This is a genomic window from Flagellimonas hadalis, assembly GCF_007785775.2.
In the GTDB taxonomy this organism is placed as follows: Bacteria; Bacteroidota; Bacteroidia; order Flavobacteriales; family Flavobacteriaceae; genus Flagellimonas; species Flagellimonas hadalis.
Window position 1 is genome coordinate 106,578 of the sequence record NZ_VNIK02000003.1, and the last position, 19,847, is coordinate 126,424.

At 46.4% G+C, this 19,847-nt stretch carries 19 protein-coding genes; 9 read left to right on the top strand and 10 right to left on the bottom strand.

The genetic code is table 11. The features are described from left to right. Positions 1 to 121: 121 nt before the first annotated feature. The 8 genes from murI to FOT42_RS06760 all read right to left on the bottom strand — a co-directional run bounded on the left by murI (position 122) and on the right by FOT42_RS06760 (position 8,204). Entirely contained in the window at positions 122 to 901 is a 780-nt protein-coding gene (gene murI / locus FOT42_RS06725; protein WP_151889812.1) for a glutamate racemase, read from the bottom strand. A gap of 89 nt (positions 902 to 990) precedes the next feature. After that, the gene (locus FOT42_RS06730; protein ID WP_108424357.1) at positions 991 to 1,500 is read right to left on the bottom strand and encodes an OmpH/Skp family outer membrane protein; all 510 of its coding nucleotides are present in this window, start codon (positions 1,498 to 1,500) and stop codon (positions 991 to 993) included. Between the two features lie 46 nt (positions 1,501 to 1,546). Beyond that, positions 1,547 to 2,380, bottom strand: a complete 834-nt coding sequence (locus tag FOT42_RS06735; protein ID WP_151889813.1) for an OmpH/Skp family outer membrane protein — start codon at positions 2,378 to 2,380, stop codon at positions 1,547 to 1,549. A gap of 98 nt (positions 2,381 to 2,478) precedes the next feature. Next, positions 2,479 to 5,154 (bottom strand): BamA/OMP85 family outer membrane protein, encoded by a 2,676-nt coding sequence (locus FOT42_RS06740; RefSeq protein WP_151889814.1) that lies wholly within the window; start codon positions 5,152 to 5,154, stop codon positions 2,479 to 2,481. Continuing rightward, entirely contained in the window at positions 5,126 to 5,866 is a 741-nt protein-coding gene (locus tag FOT42_RS06745) for an isoprenyl transferase (protein ID WP_151889815.1), read from the bottom strand. The genes FOT42_RS06740 and FOT42_RS06745 overlap by 29 nt, the downstream gene beginning before the upstream one ends. A gap of 2 nt (positions 5,867 to 5,868) precedes the next feature. Beyond that, a complete protein-coding gene (gene porG / locus FOT42_RS06750; RefSeq protein WP_151889816.1) occupies positions 5,869 to 6,552 on the bottom strand; it encodes a type IX secretion system protein PorG in 684 nt (227 codons plus the stop codon). A gap of 112 nt (positions 6,553 to 6,664) precedes the next feature. Continuing rightward, positions 6,665 to 7,546 carry an NAD kinase gene (locus FOT42_RS06755; protein ID WP_151889817.1) on the bottom strand — a complete coding sequence of 294 codons (882 nt, stop codon included), beginning with the start codon at positions 7,544 to 7,546 and terminating at the stop codon, positions 6,665 to 6,667. A gap of 1 nt (position 7,547) precedes the next feature. Continuing rightward, positions 7,548 to 8,204: a CBS domain-containing protein gene (locus FOT42_RS06760; protein WP_151889818.1), complete on the bottom strand. Its 657-nt coding sequence runs from the start codon at positions 8,202 to 8,204 to the stop codon at positions 7,548 to 7,550. Between the two features lie 86 nt (positions 8,205 to 8,290). Here FOT42_RS06760 and FOT42_RS06765 point away from each other — a divergent pair, with 86 nt between their 5' ends. The 7 genes from FOT42_RS06765 to clpX all read left to right on the top strand — a co-directional run bounded on the left by FOT42_RS06765 (position 8,291) and on the right by clpX (position 15,369). After that, a complete protein-coding gene (locus FOT42_RS06765; RefSeq protein ID WP_151889819.1) occupies positions 8,291 to 9,007 on the top strand; it encodes a pyridoxine 5'-phosphate synthase in 717 nt (238 codons plus the stop codon). Further along, complete coding sequence (locus FOT42_RS06770; protein ID WP_151889820.1) at positions 9,007 to 9,777, top strand: alpha/beta fold hydrolase; 771 nt, start codon at positions 9,007 to 9,009, stop codon at positions 9,775 to 9,777. Before FOT42_RS06765 ends, FOT42_RS06770 begins: the two co-directional genes overlap by 1 nt. 124 nt (positions 9,778 to 9,901) lie before the next feature. Further along, a complete protein-coding gene (locus FOT42_RS06775) occupies positions 9,902 to 11,425 on the top strand; it encodes an SGNH/GDSL hydrolase family protein (protein ID WP_151889821.1) in 1,524 nt (507 codons plus the stop codon). Between the two features lie 79 nt (positions 11,426 to 11,504). Beyond that, on the top strand, positions 11,505 to 11,849 hold the full coding sequence (locus FOT42_RS06780; protein ID WP_072878347.1) for a phage holin family protein: 345 nt from the start codon (positions 11,505 to 11,507) through the stop codon (positions 11,847 to 11,849). A 99-nt stretch (positions 11,850 to 11,948) separates the two neighbouring features. Continuing rightward, positions 11,949 to 13,271: a trigger factor gene (tig, locus tag FOT42_RS06785; RefSeq protein ID WP_151889822.1), complete on the top strand. Its 1,323-nt coding sequence runs from the start codon at positions 11,949 to 11,951 to the stop codon at positions 13,269 to 13,271. A 90-nt stretch (positions 13,272 to 13,361) separates the two neighbouring features. Continuing rightward, a complete protein-coding gene (clpP, locus tag FOT42_RS06790; protein WP_151889823.1) occupies positions 13,362 to 14,042 on the top strand; it encodes an ATP-dependent Clp endopeptidase proteolytic subunit ClpP in 681 nt (226 codons plus the stop codon). Positions 14,043 to 14,133: 91 nt separating this feature from the next. Then, positions 14,134 to 15,369, top strand: coding sequence for an ATP-dependent Clp protease ATP-binding subunit ClpX (gene clpX / locus FOT42_RS06795; protein WP_151889824.1), 1,236 nt, complete (start codon positions 14,134 to 14,136; stop codon positions 15,367 to 15,369). A 12-nt stretch (positions 15,370 to 15,381) separates the two neighbouring features. Here clpX and FOT42_RS06800 read toward each other — a convergent pair whose 3' ends face one another. Next, a complete protein-coding gene (locus FOT42_RS06800; RefSeq protein WP_151889825.1) occupies positions 15,382 to 15,936 on the bottom strand; it encodes an alpha/beta fold hydrolase in 555 nt (184 codons plus the stop codon). Positions 15,937 to 16,106: 170 nt separating this feature from the next. Beyond that, the gene (locus FOT42_RS06805) at positions 16,107 to 17,618 is read right to left on the bottom strand and encodes a GH3 auxin-responsive promoter family protein (RefSeq protein WP_151889826.1); all 1,512 of its coding nucleotides are present in this window, start codon (positions 17,616 to 17,618) and stop codon (positions 16,107 to 16,109) included. A 96-nt stretch (positions 17,619 to 17,714) separates the two neighbouring features. On the opposite strand from FOT42_RS06805, the gene FOT42_RS06810 reads away from it, so the two are divergent. Together FOT42_RS06810 and FOT42_RS06815 are read left to right on the top strand one after the other, a co-directional pair. Then, complete coding sequence (locus FOT42_RS06810) at positions 17,715 to 18,506, top strand: DUF2797 domain-containing protein (protein ID WP_151889827.1); 792 nt, start codon at positions 17,715 to 17,717, stop codon at positions 18,504 to 18,506. Positions 18,507 to 18,559: 53 nt separating this feature from the next. Further along, positions 18,560 to 19,840 carry an APC family permease gene (locus tag FOT42_RS06815; protein WP_151889828.1) on the top strand — a complete coding sequence of 427 codons (1,281 nt, stop codon included), beginning with the start codon at positions 18,560 to 18,562 and terminating at the stop codon, positions 19,838 to 19,840. Positions 19,841 to 19,847: the final 7 nt, after the last annotated feature.

Below are 19,847 nucleotides of genomic sequence, written 5' to 3' on the forward strand. Positions count from 1 at the left end.
ACACTCGCCTGCGTGGGCGGGAATTGCACGAATACACTTGGATTTGATGTTTGAACTTGAGCTTGATGTTTTTGTCAAGTCGGAATCCTGTTTATCAATTTCTTGCCTAACTTTTCAATAATCAAAAATCAAGATGGGAAACTTGGGCATCGGGACAATCAACCAGGCTTTTCAAAACCTCAATGTCCTTATTCGAATAAAAAACAGAGGTCTGGGTATTTCCATCGGTCCGAAGTAGGTCATTTTTTTCCAAGACGGCCTTGGTCTGCCGCGCCACCGCCTCACCCGAATCGATGATGGTGATATTTTCGGGCAACAGTTCCTTCAGTACGGGCAGCAAGTATGGATAATGTGTACAGCCCAACACAAGGCAGTCTATGCGCTGTGCCAACATGGGTTGTAGAATCTCTTCCAATACGGCCTGCATCTCTTTTGATTGGACCTTTCCTGCTTCAATGAGCTCCACCAGCCCCCTGCCCTCTTGTTCCAAAACGGTTATACCCTCGGCGAACAGCTTGGAGGTGTTGTGGAACAGACTGCTGGAAAGGGTTCCCTTGGTGGCAAGCACCCCCACTTTTTTGGTCTTGGTCTGCAGTGCAGCTGGTTTAATGGCGGGTTCTATGCCAATAAAGGGGACATCGTAATTCGCCCTTAAATAGTCTATCGCATTGGTAGTGGCGGTATTGCAGGCCACAACAATGATCTTGCTCCCCCTGCCCAATAAAAACTCGGTATTCTTGATACTGAGCCGAAGAATTTCCTCTTTGGATTTCTCGCCATAAGGAGCATTGGCACTGTCTGCAAGGTATAGGGTATCCTCAGCGGGCAGCATTTTGTGGATTTCCTTCCAAATGGAAGTGCCCCCTACGCCTGAATCGAAGATGCCAATCGGTTTGTCCATACCCAAAAATAAAGACTAAAAAGTTCATGGAACAAAAAAACCGCTCTTCAATATGGAGAGCGGTTTTTTGAATTGTATACGATATTGGCTTAGAAGCCCAATTCTTTCTTTACTTCGGGCAGAAGGTCTTTTCCTTTGGCCACGATAAGGCTCAATCCTGGGCTGGCATCGATCACATAATCGAATCCTTGTGCAGCGGCCACTTTTTCGATGGCTGCTTTGGCCTTGTCGGAAATCGGCGCGAACAGCTCCTGTTGTTTTTTCTGCATTTCCTGCATGGCAGCCTGCTCGGCTTCCTGAATGTTTCTTTCGAACCCTTGAAGCTCTACCGCTCTTTGCTCGTTTTCCTCATTGGTCTTGGAAGTGGCCTCATTTTGGTATTGGGTCAACTTGTTCTGAAGCTCTTTCATGGAGCTTTGTATGTCTGCCCTATAGGTTTCCTGCAATTTCTTCAACTCTGCCTGTGCGGCCTTCATCTCCGGCATATCAGACAATAGTTGCTGTACATTGATATGTGCAACCTTGCTCTGCGCGCTCACAAAACCCGTAGCCGCTACAAACAATACAAGGGCCACAGCAATCCTTTTTACATTTCTCATGGTTCTAGTTACTATTTTGATATTAAATTTAGTGTTTCAATATATGTTATTCTATTGAATCTTTTGGTTGTTCCTGCACTTTTTTCCGTTCGTCCAATTTGGCATCACGTTTGGCCTCGCGCTCTTCCAATAATTTCTTTCTTCGTTCCTCGTAGGCCCTTTTTCGTTCTTCCCTGAGCTTCAATTGTTCAGCTCTCCTATCCTCTATGGCCTTTGCATTGGCTTGCTGTATGGAGTCCGTCCTTTGCTGGCGATCCAACAGGGCCTCGCTTATTTCTTCCTCTTCTTCCGCATCCTCTTCAATGAACCTATCCAATCGGTTCTGTTGTTCTTGCTTTGTGTTGGATGCACTTACTTTTCTGGTACGTGCTATTTCCCTTAAAACCAAGTCGCTGACGTCGTGTCTTTTTTCGGAGTACAACATTACAACATCTGCCGATTTATCAAAAATAAAATCGTATCTTTTATTGGCGCCTATTTTTTGGACTTCGTTGAAAACCTGGTCCTGAATGGGCTGTATCAACAGTTGCTTCTGCATCACCAAATCCCCCTGCGGACCAAAGCGATCCTGTTGATAATCCAGCATCTCCTTTTCCAAGATCTGGATCTCCTCATCCCGTTCGGCGATAAGCTCATCCGTGAGGAGCACTTTTTCTGCCATCAGATCTTTCTTCATCTGCTCAATGGCGCTCTGCTTCAGCTCTATCTCCTGCTTCCATTTTTGCGCCTTGATCTCCAACTGTTGGGTGGCATCCCTATATTCCTCCACATTATCAAGGATATACTCCATATCCACGTATCCTATGCGCACCCCGCGTTGGGAAAACCCATAAAGGGACGTCATAAGGACAACCAATGACAAAAGAACTTTTGTATTCATCTTTACTTCCGCTTTTTACATAGAAAATATCGTGCCAAAATAAACAATCCATTTATAATGAGCCGTTTAATTAATATCAGGACACTATTTTCCCTTGATTAAAACTGCTGCCCGATGATGAAGTGCGTTTGCCAGCCGCTTGGTCCGACCGATCCAGGTCTGGCATCGCTATCGAAGCCATAACCAAAATCGATTCCCAAGAGTCCGAATGCCGGCATAAAAATACGCAGCCCCACTCCGGCAGATCTTTTTAACTCAAACGGATTATAGTCATTAAAATTGTTGAACGAGTTCCCTGCTTCCAAAAATGTAAGCCCATAAATGGATGCGGAGGGTTTCAACGTGAACGGATAACGGAGCTCCAAGGAGAATTTATTGTATATGGTGCCCCCCTCTTGTTCCAAGTTTCCAGTTATGGCATTGTTGATGTATGGGGTGAGGGATTGGTTCTCATAGCCACGCAACTGCACGATATCCCTACCATCCAGGGTGAAGTTTCCAAGACCGTCACCACCCACGTAGAACCGCTCAAAGGGCACATCCCCGATATCGTGGTTATAGGCTCCCAAAAATCCGAACTCGGCATTGGTACGAAGTACCAGTTTGTCCACCAAACGAGTGTACCAATCACCCTTGAACTTGATCTTGTAAAACTCCAACAATTTGAAACGTTCCTCTTCCAATCTTTCCAAATCTCCTCTGAGTTGAGTGTATTCCAATTGTTCTTCCGGTGTAGCATTGTTAGGATTACCAATTTCACTCAACCTAACTGTTGTAGCATCGATGTCCTCCTTGATTTGTTCAAAGTCCTTGGTGCCAAAAAGGGAATAAGGTGGTGTGAATTTGGCCGTAAGCTCAAAGTTGGATCCTGACATTGGGAAAATCCTATTCGGACCTTGAGAGCTCCTGGAAATCCCAATGGTATAGTTAATGGAGTTGGAACTACCATTTCCAAAGTTGAACAGACCACTGTTGTAATCGTTGAAATCGTATCGCTGGTAACTCACTGCATGGGATATGGTAAAGAAGTCATCGGGCCATTGAACCCTTTTGGCCAATCCTGCTGAAACTCCTGTAATGGCAAAACCGCGTGATTTATCCACATCTATCCTGCCCCTGCTGTCATATCCCGTGGCAAATTGCTGTGTCCTTGAGAGGGAAAGGTTGAACCTTACCGGCTTTTTTCCTCCCAACCAAGGTTCGGAGAAGTTCAAGCTATACACCCTAAAGGTCCTACTGGCCTGCAAACGCAGGGCAAAGGTCTGGCCATCCCCCATTGGCACAGGCTTGTATGCCTCGCCGTTGAAAATGTTCTTCAATGAAAAGTTACTGAAGGAAAGTCCAAGGGTACCGATGAAACCTCCGCCGCCAAAACCACCCTGGAGTTCTATTTGACTGGAACCTGCTTCCACGAGACTGTACTGAACGTCCACTGTACCGGCATTGGGGTCTGGATTGATGATGTCCGGTTTTATCTGTTCCGCATCGAAAAATCCAAGTTGGCCCAATTCGCGGATACTCCTTACGATATTGTCCTTACTGTATTTTTGACCTGGCCTTGTCCGCAGTTCCCTAAAGATCACGTGGTCGTTGGTCTTGTCGTTGCCCACAACGGTCACGTGGTCCAAAAAGGTTTCCTTGCCCTCAATGATCCTTATCTCAAAATCGATGGTGTCATTCACCGCGGAAACCTCTACGGGATTGATGCTGGAAAAGAGATATCCGTTGTTCTGGTACTGGTTGGTCAAATCTATGGCATCGGGCTTACTGTCATCGGCAATACGTTCCTTCAACAACACCCCATTATAGGTGTCGCCCTTTTTGATGCCCAAAATTTGGGCCAATTGCCTGTCGGTATAGACCGTGTTACCCACAAAGTCGATGTCCCCGAAATAATATTTATTGCCCTCTTCGAGCTTTATCTTCAGGTCGATGTTGTTCTCATCCACCTTGGTAAAGGTATCCATCAAGATACGGGCATCCCTGTAGCCTCTTTCGGCATAGGTGTCCATCAAATTGGATAGGTCTTCCCTATAATCTTCCTCAATGTATTTTGATTTTTTCCAGAACCTATAGAATTTCTTCTTTTTGGTCTTTTTCAAGGATTTGCGGAGTCTCTTGTCCGAAAGCTGGTCATTGCCCTCAAAAACGATCTTTCTGATCTTGACCTTGTCCCCTTTGTTCAGGTTGATCACCATGTTCTGGACATTGACCCCAGAGGTATCGGCAGCGGTGGCTATGTTCACCTTTGCATTCAGGTACCCTTGTTTTTTGTATTTGTTCTGGAGGTAGTTTTTGGTGTTGGCTATAAGGCTTTCCGTTATCTTTTTGCCCTTTTTGAGGTCGGTATCGTTGATGATGTCCTCGACCTTGCGTTTTTTGACACCATACACAGTGACATTGTTCAAGGTAGGGCGTTCTTGGATATAGAGTTCCAAGAAAATCTTTTCGCCTTCAATTTTGGTGTAGTACATCTCCACATTGCTGAAGAGATCTAGTCCCCACAATTTTTTGATGACCGCACTGATCTCATCCCCGGGCACCGTTATAGGCTGGCCCACACGCAATCCTGTATACGTCTTAACGGTCTGCTCGTTGTAGCTCTGGAGCCCTGTGACCGTCAAATCCCCCAAGATGTATTGTTTCCCGTCCTCAAACGAGGTTTCCTGGGCCAAGGCCTGACCGGAGAAAAATAATAGGGGGAGAAGTAATTTAAGGTATGAATGTATAGAGTTCCTAATACCCTTAATTGAGTTGTTCGCTAGTTTTTCCAAATCGTCGTTCTCTATTTTGGTAACTTAATATTGCCTCTACCAAATGATGCTCTCTAAAATCCGGCCAAAATACATCAATAAAATATAATTCGGCATACGCAATCTGCCAAAGCAGAAAATTGCTTATCCTGCACTCGCCACTGGTGCGGATTAGCAGGTCCACATCCGGCAGGAAGTGCGCGTAAAGATGTGTATTTATAACGGCTTCATCAATATTTTCAGGTGAAATTATATTATTTTTAACTTTGGCCGCAATCTGCTGTACGGCTGTTTTTATCTCTTCCCGAGAGCCATAGCTAAGGGCCAGGGTAACTGTCATCCCTGTATTTTTTGATGTTTTGGAAATGACCTCCTCCAATTCCTTGCGCACTTTCACGGGCAAAGTGTCCATTTTACCGATGGCCTTCAACCGTATATTGTTCTTGTGCAAGGTCTTGAGTTCTTTTTTCAATGCACTCACCAACAGTTTCATCAAGGTATCCACCTCAATCTTTGGCCGATTCCAGTTTTCAGTGGAAAAAGCGTATAGGGTCAGAAAGGGAATCTGGAGCTTGGCACAGCTTTCCACGGTTTGCCTCACGGACTCCACGCCATTCTCATGGCCAAAGACCCTGAGTTTGCCCCGCTGCTTGGCCCAACGACCGTTACCGTCCATGATGATGGCCACGTGTTGGGGAAGTCTGTCCTTGTTTACGTCCTCTAGTGTGTGCATTCTTATTGAAAACAATCCTGGCAGGGCTTGCGTCCAAAGGTATACGTGAGCGTAAAACCTGTAAAGACATACCAGTCATCGCTCAATATGTTCCCGAACCGGAACTGCTCAAAATTGGAACCTTCGGGATTGCTTGCGTCCAAATTGTCCGTAAACGTGTACCTGGCCCCAATTTCGGCGCCGAGGATCAGGAATTGATTTAACCGATACTTTGCCCCAACCGTCATTGGAATTGCAAAACTACCTTCTTTTTGGTTAATATCCTGCACTTGAAGGGCATCAATATAATTAAAATCGTATCTGAAGTAGGTGAGACCCGTGTAAAGGTAAGGTGTGAAGGCCGGTCCGAGCTTGTGCAGATTATATTCCACAAAGTTGATCTCCAGCCCCAAGGAGGCTTCTAGAACGGAATTGTCCACGATATAGGCCCGTTCCTGTCTGGATTCCATGCCGGATTTTGTATCGTCTGCCGTAAAGTCCCCATAGATGACACTGGCGCGCCATGCATACCTTTTACTTTTGTTCCATTTGAAGATACCGCCAAAGGCCGGACCTGAAGGCAATATATAGTTCGTCCTTCCCACATCGCCCACCATATTGGCACCACCGGCAAACACCCCCACCTCATAGGTCTGGGCACTGAGCTTGACCACACAGCATAGAAAAACCGCCAAAACTATCCGCATACTATCCAAAAAATTTCACGTGTTAAGAGTAAAGGAAGGTCAATAAGTACGATGTTTGCATTGTTCTCCTTTGTTAAACAGTTTTTCGCTCCTTTTATTGTTTTTGATGGGTTCAATTGCGCCTATCTTCCCCCCAAAGCAATTTGTTGCGCAATGTTTTCAAGAAGCTTTCCGATTTGTACTCTATCATTTTTATGACAACGTCCGATTTTCTGATCTTGATTTCCTTGCCGTTGGGAATGTCTGCTATTCTGGAATCCAGGGACACCAAATGGGTCTTTTCCCTTCCGGAAACCTTGAGCCTGATCTGGGTATCATCGGAAATGACCAAGGGGCGGGCATTCAGGTTGTGTGGCGCAATCGGTGTAAGCACCAAGGATTTTGCCGTTGGGGCTATCACAGGACCGCCACAGCTCAGGGAGTAGCCCGTAGATCCCGTAGGCGTGGAGACAATCAGTCCATCCGCCCAGTATGAAGTGAGGTATTCATCGTTCAGGTAGGTTTCCACGGTGATCATGGAAGTGGTGTCCTTTCGGCTGACGGTGACTTCGTTCAGTGCAAAGTTGAGTCCGTTGAACTCATCCAGATCGGAGTTCAGTTCCACCTCAACCAAAGCACGTTCCTCTATAGTATAATGCCCGGCCACAAATTCCGTGACAAGTTTACGTACGTTTTCCTTTTTGAAGGTGGACAAAAAGCCCAACCTGCCCGTGTTCACCCCCACAATGGGAATGCCCAGGTCCTTAATATAGGTAACGGCCCGCAACATGGTGCCGTCCCCTCCAAAACTCACGAACATGTCAAAAGTGGAATCCAATCCTTTGGATTGGGAAAAAGTACCTTGGATATGCCCATTGGTGGAACTGGAAATCAATCGGTTGAATTTTTCCTCCACAAATATGCTGGCATTCAACTTTAGGAGCTCATCCAGCAGTTCCTCCACACATCGTTTGTCTTCTTCCAGAAAAGTTTGACCATAGATGGCTACCTTCATGCTAAACGTTAAGATATTTTTCAAGATAGTCCGATCGCTGTTTGAGATCTTCCATAAATTGATCGTCGCTGTTGCCAAATACAATGGTATAGTTGTACCGCCTAAAGGTTTGGGTCACCTCATTGAGGCTCTGCGTTCCTATCTTAAGGGTAATCTGCACCACATCGTTCTCGGAATCCGTGATGAAGGCGCCCAACAACCGGGCATTGTTGCTCTCCACAATCTGGGCAATCTCACTGAAGGAATAGTCCTTGATGCCCGTGGAAACAACCAAAATGGCTCCGGGCTCCCTAAAAAACGGGGTGTCAATGAAAACACTGACAATATCCTCTAGCCGATAATAGCCCAGAATGACCTGGTTCTCGTCCAGAACGGGCAAAATGTTGGACTCGTTCCTGGAGAACATTTCCAGCACATCCAACCAAGCCGTTTCCTTGGTCACAAAGAATCCTTCCACTTCGTACCTGAAATCCTCAATTTTCTTTTCAGGTTCAAAACAGGCAAGGTCGTTTTCGGACAACAGCCCCAAATAAATCCCATTTTCAGTGACGGCCACATGCGAAAAAGTAGTCTCCTCAAAAAACTTGATGACATCCTTCAAGGTCTCCGAAACCTCAAAAACGGGAACATTGGTCACAATTTGGTCTTGTATGTACATGACAGTTCTATTAGGTGCAAAATACTAATTTAAAATGGCAAAAGGCGTGCCTAATCCTTATTTTTGCCTATCTAAAAAAGAACTTTATGACAAAGTTGAGCGTCAACATCAACAAACTGGCAACTTTACGGAATTCCCGCGGCGGCAATGTACCCGACCTGATCACTTCGGCCCAGGACATTGAGGCGTTCGGGGCAGAAGGAATTACCATCCACCCCAGACCGGATGAACGCCACATACGCTACCAAGATGCCAAGGACCTCAAGAAAATCGTCACCACCGAATTCAATATAGAAGGCAATCCTGTGCCCAAGTTCATCGACCTGGTCTTGGAGGTAAAGCCCACCCAGGTCACACTGGTTCCCGATGCGGAAGATGCCATCACTTCCAATGCCGGATGGGACACCCAAAAACACAAGGATTTCTTGGTGGACGTCATTAAAACATTCAAGGAAAATGGCATCCGGACCTCCATTTTTGTGGACCCTGATGTGGAGATGGTGAAGGGAGCCGCCAAAACGGGCACGGACAGAATAGAACTCTATACCGAAAGTTTCGCGCATCAATTCGCCGAAGGCCACAAAGAAAAGAGCATAGCCCCTTTTGCCGAGGCGGCCAAAATGGCACATCAACTCGGATTGGGCATCAATGCAGGACACGACCTCAATCTGGACAACATCAAATTTTTCAAGGAACACATCCCCCATCTTTTGGAAGTTTCCATTGGGCACGCCCTGATCTGCGAATCCATTTATTTGGGCCTTGAAAATGTGATCAATATGTATTTACACCGACTGAAATAATGGAACTTTTACATTCAAAAATATTGGGAGAAGGCAAACCATTTGTGATCCTACATGGTTTCTTGGGCATGTCCGATAACTGGAAGACCCTCGGCGCCCAATATGCCGAAAATGGATATGAGGTGCATTTGCTGGACCAGCGCAACCATGGCAAAAGTTTTCATTCCCCTGATTTTGAATACGAACTGCTTGCCAAGGACGTGCAGGATTATATGGCGCACCACAAAATTGCTCCAGCCATAGTACTAGGCCACTCCATGGGCGGCAAAACGGCAATGCAATTGGCCACCTCCCACCCCGAATTGGTCTCCAAGCTCATCATTGCGGACATTGCGCCCAAGTTCTATCCCCCACATCACCAAGATATTGTTGACGGATTGGCCACATTGGATTTTGACCAAATAACAAGCCGCAGCGAGGCCGATGAGATCCTTTCCAAAAGCATCAGGAATTTTGGAGTGAGGCAGTTCCTCTTGAAAAACCTGTATTGGGTGGAACAGGGAAAATTGGGGTTCCGCTTCAATTTTGGGGTGCTCAGGAACAAAATGGAAGAGATCGGGGACAATATCAGCCCCACGGCCCTCTACGAAGGCCCTACCCTTTTCCTACGGGGAGACCGTTCCGAATACATCCAACCTACTGATCTTCCCGAGATCAAAAAACATTTCCCCAACGCACATATTGAAACCGTGGACAATGCGGGACACTGGCTGCATGCGGAAAACCCCGAACAGTTTTTCGAGAAAAGCCTCCATTTCCTAAATTCCTAAAATTTCACCCTTTTTATTATGCATGCATAATTTTTTTATCCATTTAATTGTCTGTATAACAATTTTGATATAGCTTTGGTTAATTCTGGTTTTATCAGGAACTAACTCTAACAGATTATTCAATATGAAAAAGTTTTATGCCTTACTCCCCTTTTTAGGCCTATTCTTAATTGCATGTGAGGATGATACTACCCCGACCAACCCACCAGGCCCAGATCCTGTGGACTATACCGCAGGAGCAGCAAATTTTTCCAAGTATGTTGCCGTAGGGAATTCCCTGACCGCAGGGTTCTCGGACAACGCCTTATTTAGGGCTGGGCAAGAAGCCTCTTTCCCTAATATGCTGGCCTCCAATTTTGCCCTGGTCGGCGGAGGCGCCTTTGAAATACCCTATATGGCGGACAATTTGGGAGGTGCCACCATAAATGGTCAAACCGATGCAAACATGGACGGCTCTCCCGATATAGGCAACCGACTGATCTTGAGCTTTGCCGCCGGACCCGCTCCCGTCCCCGTAGCAGGCCAAGGAAGCACCGAAATCACTGATAAACTTTCAGGCCCTTTCAACAACATGGGCGTTCCCGGAGCAAAAAGTTATGAGCTGTTGGCACCGGGCTATGGCAGTTTGGCCGGTTTGGCCATAGGAGCAGCCAATCCCTATTTTGTGAGGTTCTCTTCCTCCGAATCGGCCACCGTTATAGGTGATGCAGCTGCACAGAATCCCACTTTCTTTACCTTATGGGTGGGAGCCAATGATATTTTGTTATATGCCACTGGCGGTGGAACCGGGGTCGACCAGACAGGAAATCTGGACCCGAGTACCTATGCAAGAAATGATATCACGGATCCCAATGTTTATGCCAATGTAATGAACGGAATCCTAACGACTATGACGGTCAACGGGGCCAAAGGTGCCATTGCCAATATCCCATATGTCACCGATATCCCTTATTTCACTACGGTACCGCACAATCCCATTCCGTTGGATGCAGCCACCGCAGCCTTTCTGAACAGTGCTTCGGCCTATGGAGCATACAATGCCGGTCTACAACAATTACAGGCAATGGATTTGATAACTGAAGATGAATTGGCAAAAAGAACCATCACCTTTACTGCTGGTGAGGGCAACGCCGTGGTCATCATTGATGAGGACCTTACCGATTTAACGGGTTTCAACCCAGCATTGATCAATATGAGACAAGCTACCGATGCCGATCTTATGGTGCTCACCTCAAGAACGTTCATCGGCACCCTGGCCGATCCCAACAACCCCACGTCCATTAATGGGGTGGCGGTTCCTTTGGCCGACAAATGGGTCTTGACCCCTGAAGAGCAAAAAATGGTCAAGGACGCCACAGATGCCTACAACCAGACCCTTTCCGCTTTGGCGACTTCATACGATTTGGCCTTTGTAGATGCGAACGCCTTGATGAACAACATCAAAACAAACGGTGTCCAATTGGCGGACGGCAGCACTGTAACTGCAGACTTTGCCACTGGTGGAGGGTTCTCATTGGATGGTGTCCACCCGGCCCCTAGAGGTTATGCCATTGTGGCCAATGCCTTCATTGCCGCCATCAACACCAAATATGGTTCTAATTTGCCCGGTGTAAATCCTTTGGATTATACTGGACTATATATTAACTAAGCAACATTTAATTTTACTATCTTAAAGGCACCGTTTTCATCGGTGCTTTTTTTATATCACAAAAACCTAAAACAACCTTATGAAACTCATTTTAAGACTTTTACTGAATGCCTTGGCCGTTGTGATTCTCTCATACATCCTGCCTGGTGTAGGCGTGGACTCCATGTTCACCGCCATCATTGTCGCTGTTGTACTGAGCATCCTGAACTTTTTGGTCAAGCCCATATTGGTCATCCTCACACTTCCAATTACCGTGCTCACGCTCGGACTTTTCCTTTTGGTCATCAATGCCATTATCATACTCCTTGCCGCAAAATTGATTGATGGCTTTCAGGTAGTGAGTTTTTGGTGGGCCATCATCTTCAGCTTGCTGTTGGCTTTTTTACAGGCCATTTTACATTCTATTTTAAAAGAGGACCAGTAGAATTCATTTTGTTTGACATTCAAGCGTTTAAAAAGTTGCTGCCAAACCAAAAATGCATTACTTTTGCCACCCATTTTTGAATAGCAAATTAGGTAGGAGATGAATATTACTAAAGAGCAGATTGACGATCTTAATGCAGTTGTAAAAGTCGCCATAAGCAAAGAAGACTATCAGGACAAGGTAGAAAAAATCCTGAAGGATTACAGAAAACAGGCCAATATCCCTGGTTTCCGAAAAGGTCAGGTTCCCATGGGACTGATCAAAAAACAATATGGCAAGGCCGTTTTGGTGGACGAGGTGAACAAACTGCTCCAAGACAACCTGAACAAATACCTTACCGAGGAAAAATTGGATGTACTGGGCAATCCCCTGCCCAAGCAACAGGAAAACTTCGATTGGGACAAGGACCACCTCGATTTTGAGTTCGAACTCGGATTGGCCCCCAGTTTTGATGTACAGCTCAAGACCAAAAAAGCGGTGACCCAATACAAAATTGTCGCCGACAAGAAAATGATCGAAGAGCAAGTGGAGCGCATCCAGAAACAATATGGAAAACTTGTCTCCAAGAGCGAAGTGGGCAAGAAGGACGAGGTTACCGGTATTTTTGCCAATGAGGCCGAGGACATTGACCACAAGACCACCATCGAGATAGACAAGGTCAAGAGCAAAAAAGCCTTGGATGCCCTTACCGGAAAGAAAGTCGGCGAAGCTGTGACCCTTCCCACCAAGGGACTTTTCAAAGAAGATTATCTTTTGTCCAGTGCCTTGGGCATCAACCGTGACAAAGCGGACAAATTGGACACCAACGTGACCTTCACCATTGAAGAGATCAACGAGCGCGAACCCGCTGCTTTGGACCAAGACCTGTTCGATAAATTGTTCGGAAAGGACAAAGTGACCTCTGAAAAGGAGTTGAAGGACCGCATCAAGGAAGATTCTGAAAAGCAATTTGAGCAACAGTCCGATCAGAAGTTGTTGAACGACATCACTGAAAAACTGATCGACGAGACCAAGTTTGAACTTCCTGCCGAGTTTTTGAAAAAGTGGATCCAGATCAGTGGCGAAAAACCACTTTCCGAAGATGAGGCCAAAGAAGAGTTTGAAAGATCCGAAAAAGGACTTCGGTACCAATTGATTGAAGGCAAGATCATCCAAGAGAACAACCTTCAGGTACAGTTTGACGAGCTCAAGGAATTTGCCAAAGGCTTCATCAAGTCACAAATGGCACAATATGGCCACTTGGATCCCAAGGACGAGGAACTGGAAGGCATTGCCGCCAGGGTATTGGGCAATCAAGACGAGGTCAGAAGGCTTTCAGAGCAGTTGATGAGCCAAAAACTATTGGACCTTTACAAAGAAAAGGCCAACCTCAAGGTAAAGGAAGTCTCTTACGACGACTTTATCAAGGAAGCATATAGCTAGGCTATCGCTAAAAGAAAAATAAGTATCTTTACGGTGCCGAAAAGCAACTTTTTCGGCACCTTTTTTTTAAGATAAATCGAAAGAAATCCTATGGATTACGGAAAAGAATTCAAAAAATACGCCACCCAGCACCATGGCATGAACAGCATGCACTATGACCAGATCATGAGCAGCATGTACCCCATGAACATGACCCCCAACATCATCGAGGAAAGGCAGTTGAACGCCATTGCCATGGACGTTTTCTCCCGTTTGATGATGGACCGCATCATCTTTTTGGGCACCGGGATCAACGATCAGGTAGCCAATATTGTACAGGCACAATTGCTGTTCTTGGAAAGCGCGGATGCTTCCAAGGACATTCAAATATATATCAACTCCCCGGGCGGAAGCGTCTATGCCGGATTGGGCATTTATGACACCATGCAGTTCATCAAGCCCGATGTGGCCACCATTTGTACCGGTATTGCCGCATCCATGGCCGCCGTGCTGCTATGTGCCGGACAGAAAGGCAAAAGGAGCGGACTCACCCACTCAAGGGTAATGATCCACCAGCCGCTTTCCGGGGCACAGGGACAGGCAAGCGACATCGAAATTGCAGCCAAGGAAGTGTTGAAGATCAAGGACGAGTTGTACCAGATCATTGCCAAGCATTCTGGCCAGCCTTTTGATAAGGTGTATGATGACAGCGACCGTGATTATTGGATGAAAGCCGACGAGGCCAAGGAGTACGGAATGATCGACGAAATCTTGGCAAGGGACAAATCCTAACAATTTAGTTTATTAAAAAACAACCACTTAGCGCAAACCAAAACCATTTTTTTTACGTTATTGTAGGTTGAATGCAGAATATTGATGAAGTATGGCAAAGGAAAATCTGGAATGTTCTTTTTGTGGTAGGAAAAAACCGGAAACCAATTTATTGATCGCCGGGCTTGATGCGCACATCTGTGATAGATGTATAGAACAGGCCCACAGCATAGTCGCTGAAGAATCCAAACAATCCAAGAACCAAGACCTCTCTTCCGAACTGGTCCTGAAAAAGCCCATGGAGATCCATGATTTCCTGGACACTTTTGTCATTGGCCAAGAAAGGACCAAGAGGGTAATGTCGGTTGCCGTGTACAACCACTACAAAAGGCTTTTGCAGCCCAAGGGCAAGGACAATGATGTAGAGATCCAAAAGAGCAACATCATCATGGTTGGGCAGACCGGGACCGGAAAGACCCTTATCGCCAAGACCATAGCCCGTATGCTAAATGTGCCTTTGGCCATTGTGGATGCCACCGTGCTCACAGAGGCCGGTTATGTGGGCGAGGATGTGGAAAGTATACTCACCCGTTTGCTACAAGCTGCGGATTATAACTTGGAGAAAGCGGAAAGAGGCATTGTCTTCATCGATGAGATCGACAAGATTGCCCGAAAGAGCGACAACCCTTCCATAACCCGTGATGTTTCAGGTGAAGGAGTGCAGCAAGGACTGTTGAAGCTTCTGGAAGGCACCGTAGTGAACGTTCCACCCAAAGGTGGGCGCAAGCACCCAGACCAAAAGTTCATCGAAGTGAACACAGAGAACATCCTTTTTGTGGCGGGCGGTGCATTTGACGGTATTGAACGCATCATCACCAAACGCCTGAACATGCAGGCCGTTGGTTACAGTGCCTCCAAAGCGGAGGACAAACTGGACAGTGAGAACATCCTACAATACATCATCCCGAAAGACCTGAAGGAATTTGGGCTCATTCCGGAAATCATTGGTAGACTGCCCGTGCTCACCCACATGAACCCTTTGGACGCGAAGACCCTAAGGGCCATTTTGACCGAGCCCAGAAATGCCATCATCAAACAATACGAAAAATTGTTTGCCATGGATGGGATTTCGTTCACCATCACGGAACAAGCACTCGAATATATTGTTGAAAAGGCGGTAGAGTACAAACTTGGGGCCCGTGGACTGCGATCGCTCTGCGAAGCTGTATTCACCGATGCCATGTTCACCCTGCCAAGCAGTGATGAAACCGAGTTCAAGGTCACCAAGGCCTACGCCGAGAAAATGCTCTCATACGAGACCATCAAAAAACTGAAAGTGGTGTCCTAGACCCTAAAGGGTCTAGACCGCTTTCTTGGTAGCCACCACTTGTGTCACTTGTTCCAAAAGGCCCAAGCACACTTCTGAGATGATTTTTTCATCGGTATAAAGACCATGGCCGAAATGGGGAACCACATTGAGTTCCACTCCTATTTCCTGCGCCCATTTCTGATTGGGAATGAACTCATCATATTCCCCATAGATCAAGTTCATCGGCACATTGGGCTTTTGATCTTCCAACCTGATCCGTGTAGCCGATATAGAAGTAAGGGATTTCATGGGCAGACCTCGAAGTGCAGCTTTATAGGCAATGGTACCCCCTGTGCTAAAGGCCAAGTAATGTGCAGGTATGGTTTCTTTTTTCAGCAATTGGGCAACTGCTGTATCAATTCCGCCATCGACAAAGGCCTTGTGGATGTTCTCTTCGGTGTTCAATGGCACATCGATGCCCCCTAGTTGTTGGCAATCGTGAAACACGATGTCGTAATACTGCTGAAGGTATCCAAAATAAGAAGCTATCCATAACCCTTTTTTGGCACCCCACATATCTGAGATGACTACCAGTTTTTCTGTCATTGTTCAATGGTTTAGTGTTTGACAAAATTTTACGGGGGGAATTTCACCATTAAATGCAAAAACTCCACTTTTATTTGTTCAAAAGAAACGTTTCCACGATAAAGGGTTCAAATCTACGAAAACGTTTTCGTTAATCCATCATAACCTTCCACATACTATAAATAATCACTCTATTTCATGTTCATTTGAAGTAGCTCATCAATGTAATTCCTTTCATTCGAGAGCCTTGGAATCTTGTGTTGCCCGCCCAATTTGTTCTTGGATTTCAACCAGTCGTGGAAAAGGTTCTTGCGTGCCACGTGTACTTTGGGCATTTTGAGGGTGATGTTATTGTATCGTTTCGCCTCATAGTCAGAGTTCAGCGATTTGAGTGCATTGTCAAGGGATTCGATAAAATGGGGTACATCCTTCGGTGGTTTTCTGAATTCAATGATCCACTCATGGGCGCCTTTTTCCTTATCGGTCATGAAAATGGGGGCGGCGGTGTAGTCCATGATCTCGGAATCCGTGGTTTGGCATATTTGCCGTAATGCCTCTTCTGCATTTTCGATGATCAGTTCTTCCCCAAAAACATTGATGTGGTGCTTGGTGCGCCCCGTGATCCTGATGCGGTAAGGGTTCTTGCTGGTGAAGCGAACCGTATCACCGATCTTATAGCGCCAAAGTCCCGCATTGGTGGTGATCACCAAAGCATAGTTTACCCCGAGCTGCACTTCCCACAGGGGAATGGCCTTTCCGTTCCCTTCTGCTCCCATCGGGATGAATTCATAAAAGATGCCATAGTCCAACATCAGCAACAGGTCTTCCGAATCATTTTGGTCCTGGATGCCAAAGAATCCTTCGGAGGCATTGTAGGTCTCATAGTAATTGAAGCTTTTGCGGGGCAACAATTTTTTATACTGGTTGCGATAGGGCGTGAAGCTCACCCCTCCATGAAAATAAACCTCCAGGTTTTCCCAGATCTCGAACAAATGGTTCTTACCGGTTTTCTCCAACACTTGGTTGAGCAATACCAACATCCACGAAGGGACGCCTGCCAAACTGGTGACATTTTCCCGAATACTCTCTTCGATAATGGCCTCCAACTTGGACTCCCATTCACTCATCAAAGAGACTTTGTTGCTGGGCGTACTGCTATATTCTGCCCAAAGGGGCATATTGTCTATCAAAATGGCGGAAAGATCTCCGAAAAAGGTCCCGTTGTCCTCGTACAGTTCCTTGCTCCCTCCCAACCTGAGGCTCTTTCCCGTGAACAGTTGGGAATTCTCATTGTTGTTCAAGTATAGGCACAGTAAATCTTTGCTGGACTTGTAATGGCAATCTTCCAAGGCCTCGTTGCTCACCGGGATGAACTTGCTCTTCGCATTGGTGGTGCCACTGCTCTTGGCGAACCATTTGATGGTGGTGGGCCAGAACAGGTTCTGTTCGCCTTTTCGCGTGCGTTCTATCAATGGGGCCACATCCTCATAGCTCACCAAGGGCACCCGGTTGCAAAATTCCTCATATTTGGGTAAATCCTTGAACCCATACTGTTTACCGATCATGGTGTCCTGGGAAAAGTCCACCAATTGCCGCAATACCTCATCTTGGACATCCAAGGGGTACTTCAAAAAAAGCTCTATCTGGTGATAACGCTTTCTCAATAACCAAGAAGCTATGGAATTGAATAATGGTATTGGCATTTTTAGGTATCTTTAACCGAGAATTTAGTAAGGTGTAACCGCTAAAATAGCTTTTCTGGCTTTCATTTTCAAATTAGAAACAAACATTCATTCCACATGCTATACGAAGGAGTTCTACGCAAAATGCAAACCGAAAACGGGAAGCCCATCCAGTACTTTTTGGTCTTCGAGAACGATTTTCTGAACATGAACCAAGCGTTGGGCAAACAGCTCCAAATCGATTTCATCAAGTTCCAATGTCTCAATTGCGGAGAGGACAGGCCCATTTACCGACAGGGGTTCTGCAAATCCTGCTTTTATGAGACCCCACGTGCCGGGGATTGGATCATGAAACCCGAACTGAGCACGGCCCATCTGGACAAGGAAGACCGTGACCTGGAATACGAAAAGAAGATGCAACTGCAGCCACACATTGTATATCTGGCCAATTCCAGTAGCATAAAGGTAGGCGTCACCCGAAAATCGCAGGTGCCCACCCGCTGGATCGATCAAGGGGCGCACGAGGCCATCGAAATTGTGGAAGTGCCCAACCGGTATTTGGCCGGAATCACCGAGGTGGCCCTAAAAGACCATGTGAGCGACAAGACCAGCTGGCAGAAAATGCTCAAAAATGATATTGAGGATGTGGACCTCTTGGAATGGCGCAATAAATTGAAACCCTTTATACCCGACGAAGCTGCCAAATATTTCATCGAGAACAATGGGGAAACCCACCTTGATTTTCCCGTACTGCAATATCCCGAGAAGGTCAAAAGCCTGAACCTGGACAAAACACCCAGTTACACCGGAGTGCTCAAGGGCATCAAAGGGCAGTACCTCATCTTTGAGGACAGCACGGTGTTCAATGTACGGGGCAGTGAGGGATATTATGTGGGAATAAATTTTTAACCAAAACCTAAAGTGGCTTTGATTGTTAGGCACTTATCCAACCTGATCGTAAGATGGCCAAAAAAATAGGACTCCGGGAAGCGATATCCATTGGCATTGGCGGCATGGTCGGCGGTGGTATTTTTGCCGTGTTGGGACTTGCCGTTTCCTTGGCGAAGGGGGGCACACCCTTGGCCTTTCTTTTTGCGGGCATCATCGCCTTGGTGACCTCCTACAGTTATGTGAAGCTCTCTTTGACCTATCCTGATAGAGGTGGGACCGTAAAGTTCATCAATCAAGGTTTTGGCAGAACAATTTTCAGTGGCGGTATCAACAATCTCCTTTGGGTCAGCTATATCATCATGCTTTCCCTATATGCTTCCGCTTTTGGCTCCTATGCACCAAACTTGGTTTCCATTACGGGCGAACCGATGGATTTTCACATTTTTGCCAGTGCGATCATCATATTGGCCTCTGCCATAAACTATTACAGCATCAAGGTGGTCGGTGCCATAGAATCCTACGCGGTGGTGATCAAACTGATCATCCTCATCTCTTTCATTGGAGTGGGCATATACGGGCTGATGGGCAATCCCAATCTAGGGCAATTATCCCCAGAAAATTGGGAAGCCCCCATCAAATTATTGACCGGAGGGATGGTCATTTTTGTGGCCTACGAAGGTTTTGAACTCATTGCCAATGCCGCTCCGGATATGGACGACCCTAAACGGAACATCCCAAGGGCCTATTACATTTCGATCCTATTCGTGATCTTACTGTACCTCATCATTGCAGTCGTGACCGTCGGTTCCCTCCCTTTCAAGGAAATTGCCACTGCGGAGGATTATGTGCTTGCCGAGGCGGCCAAACCCATGCTTGGCAAGGTGGGTTTCACCATCATTACGATTGCGGCACTCATATCCACCTTTTCGGCCATCAACGCATCACTTTATGGAGGAAGTAGGGTAAGCTATGAAATTGCAGAGGATGACGAACTGCCCCACCAACTCACCTATCAACTTTGGAACCAACCCATAGGTCTGTTCATCACCGCCATTCTTACCCTGACACTGACCAATACCCTCCAATTGGAGAGCATATCAACGGCAGGGAGTGTAGGGTTCCTTCTCATTTTTGCCATGGTGAACTATGCCGGCTTCAAGCTCGCCCCACAGACAGGCAGCAATAAAATGGTGCCCTTCTTGGGCTTTCTTTTATGCGGAATGGCCATGATAGTGCTCTTGCAACAGCAGTTCAGTTCAAATAAAATGGGGGTGATTGTGGCCGTATCCATCTTGGTATTTTGCTTTGCCATAGAAGCCGTTTACAAATGGGTCGAACGACAGAACAAATGAAACAGAA

Bases quoted from the DNA above. Each gene is read 5' to 3' on its own strand.
- murI (WP_151889812.1), bottom strand. From the start codon at position 901: ATGGACAAACCGATTGGCATCTTCGATTCAGGCGTAGGGGGCACTTCC.
- FOT42_RS06730 (WP_108424357.1), bottom strand. From the start codon at position 1,500: ATGAGAAATGTAAAAAGGATTGCTGTGGCCCTTGTATTGTTTGTAGCG.
- FOT42_RS06735 (WP_151889813.1), bottom strand. From the start codon at position 2,380: ATGAATACAAAAGTTCTTTTGTCATTGGTTGTCCTTATGACGTCCCTT.
- FOT42_RS06745 (WP_151889815.1), bottom strand. From the start codon at position 5,866: ATGCACACACTAGAGGACGTAAACAAGGACAGACTTCCCCAACACGTG.
- porG (WP_151889816.1), bottom strand. From the start codon at position 6,552: ATGCGGATAGTTTTGGCGGTTTTTCTATGCTGTGTGGTCAAGCTCAGT.
- FOT42_RS06755 (WP_151889817.1), bottom strand. From the start codon at position 7,546: ATGAAGGTAGCCATCTATGGTCAAACTTTTCTGGAAGAAGACAAACGA.
- FOT42_RS06760 (WP_151889818.1), bottom strand. From the start codon at position 8,204: ATGTACATACAAGACCAAATTGTGACCAATGTTCCCGTTTTTGAGGTT.
- FOT42_RS06765 (WP_151889819.1), top strand. From the start codon at position 8,291: ATGACAAAGTTGAGCGTCAACATCAACAAACTGGCAACTTTACGGAAT.
- FOT42_RS06770 (WP_151889820.1), top strand. From the start codon at position 9,007: ATGGAACTTTTACATTCAAAAATATTGGGAGAAGGCAAACCATTTGTG.
- FOT42_RS06775 (WP_151889821.1), top strand. From the start codon at position 9,902: ATGAAAAAGTTTTATGCCTTACTCCCCTTTTTAGGCCTATTCTTAATT.
- FOT42_RS06780 (WP_072878347.1), top strand. From the start codon at position 11,505: ATGAAACTCATTTTAAGACTTTTACTGAATGCCTTGGCCGTTGTGATT.
- tig (WP_151889822.1), top strand. From the start codon at position 11,949: ATGAATATTACTAAAGAGCAGATTGACGATCTTAATGCAGTTGTAAAA.
- clpP (WP_151889823.1), top strand. From the start codon at position 13,362: ATGGATTACGGAAAAGAATTCAAAAAATACGCCACCCAGCACCATGGC.
- clpX (WP_151889824.1), top strand. From the start codon at position 14,134: ATGGCAAAGGAAAATCTGGAATGTTCTTTTTGTGGTAGGAAAAAACCG.
- FOT42_RS06800 (WP_151889825.1), bottom strand. From the start codon at position 15,936: ATGACAGAAAAACTGGTAGTCATCTCAGATATGTGGGGTGCCAAAAAA.
- FOT42_RS06805 (WP_151889826.1), bottom strand. From the start codon at position 17,618: ATGCCAATACCATTATTCAATTCCATAGCTTCTTGGTTATTGAGAAAG.
- FOT42_RS06810 (WP_151889827.1), top strand. From the start codon at position 17,715: ATGCTATACGAAGGAGTTCTACGCAAAATGCAAACCGAAAACGGGAAG.
- FOT42_RS06815 (WP_151889828.1), top strand. From the start codon at position 18,560: ATGGCCAAAAAAATAGGACTCCGGGAAGCGATATCCATTGGCATTGGC.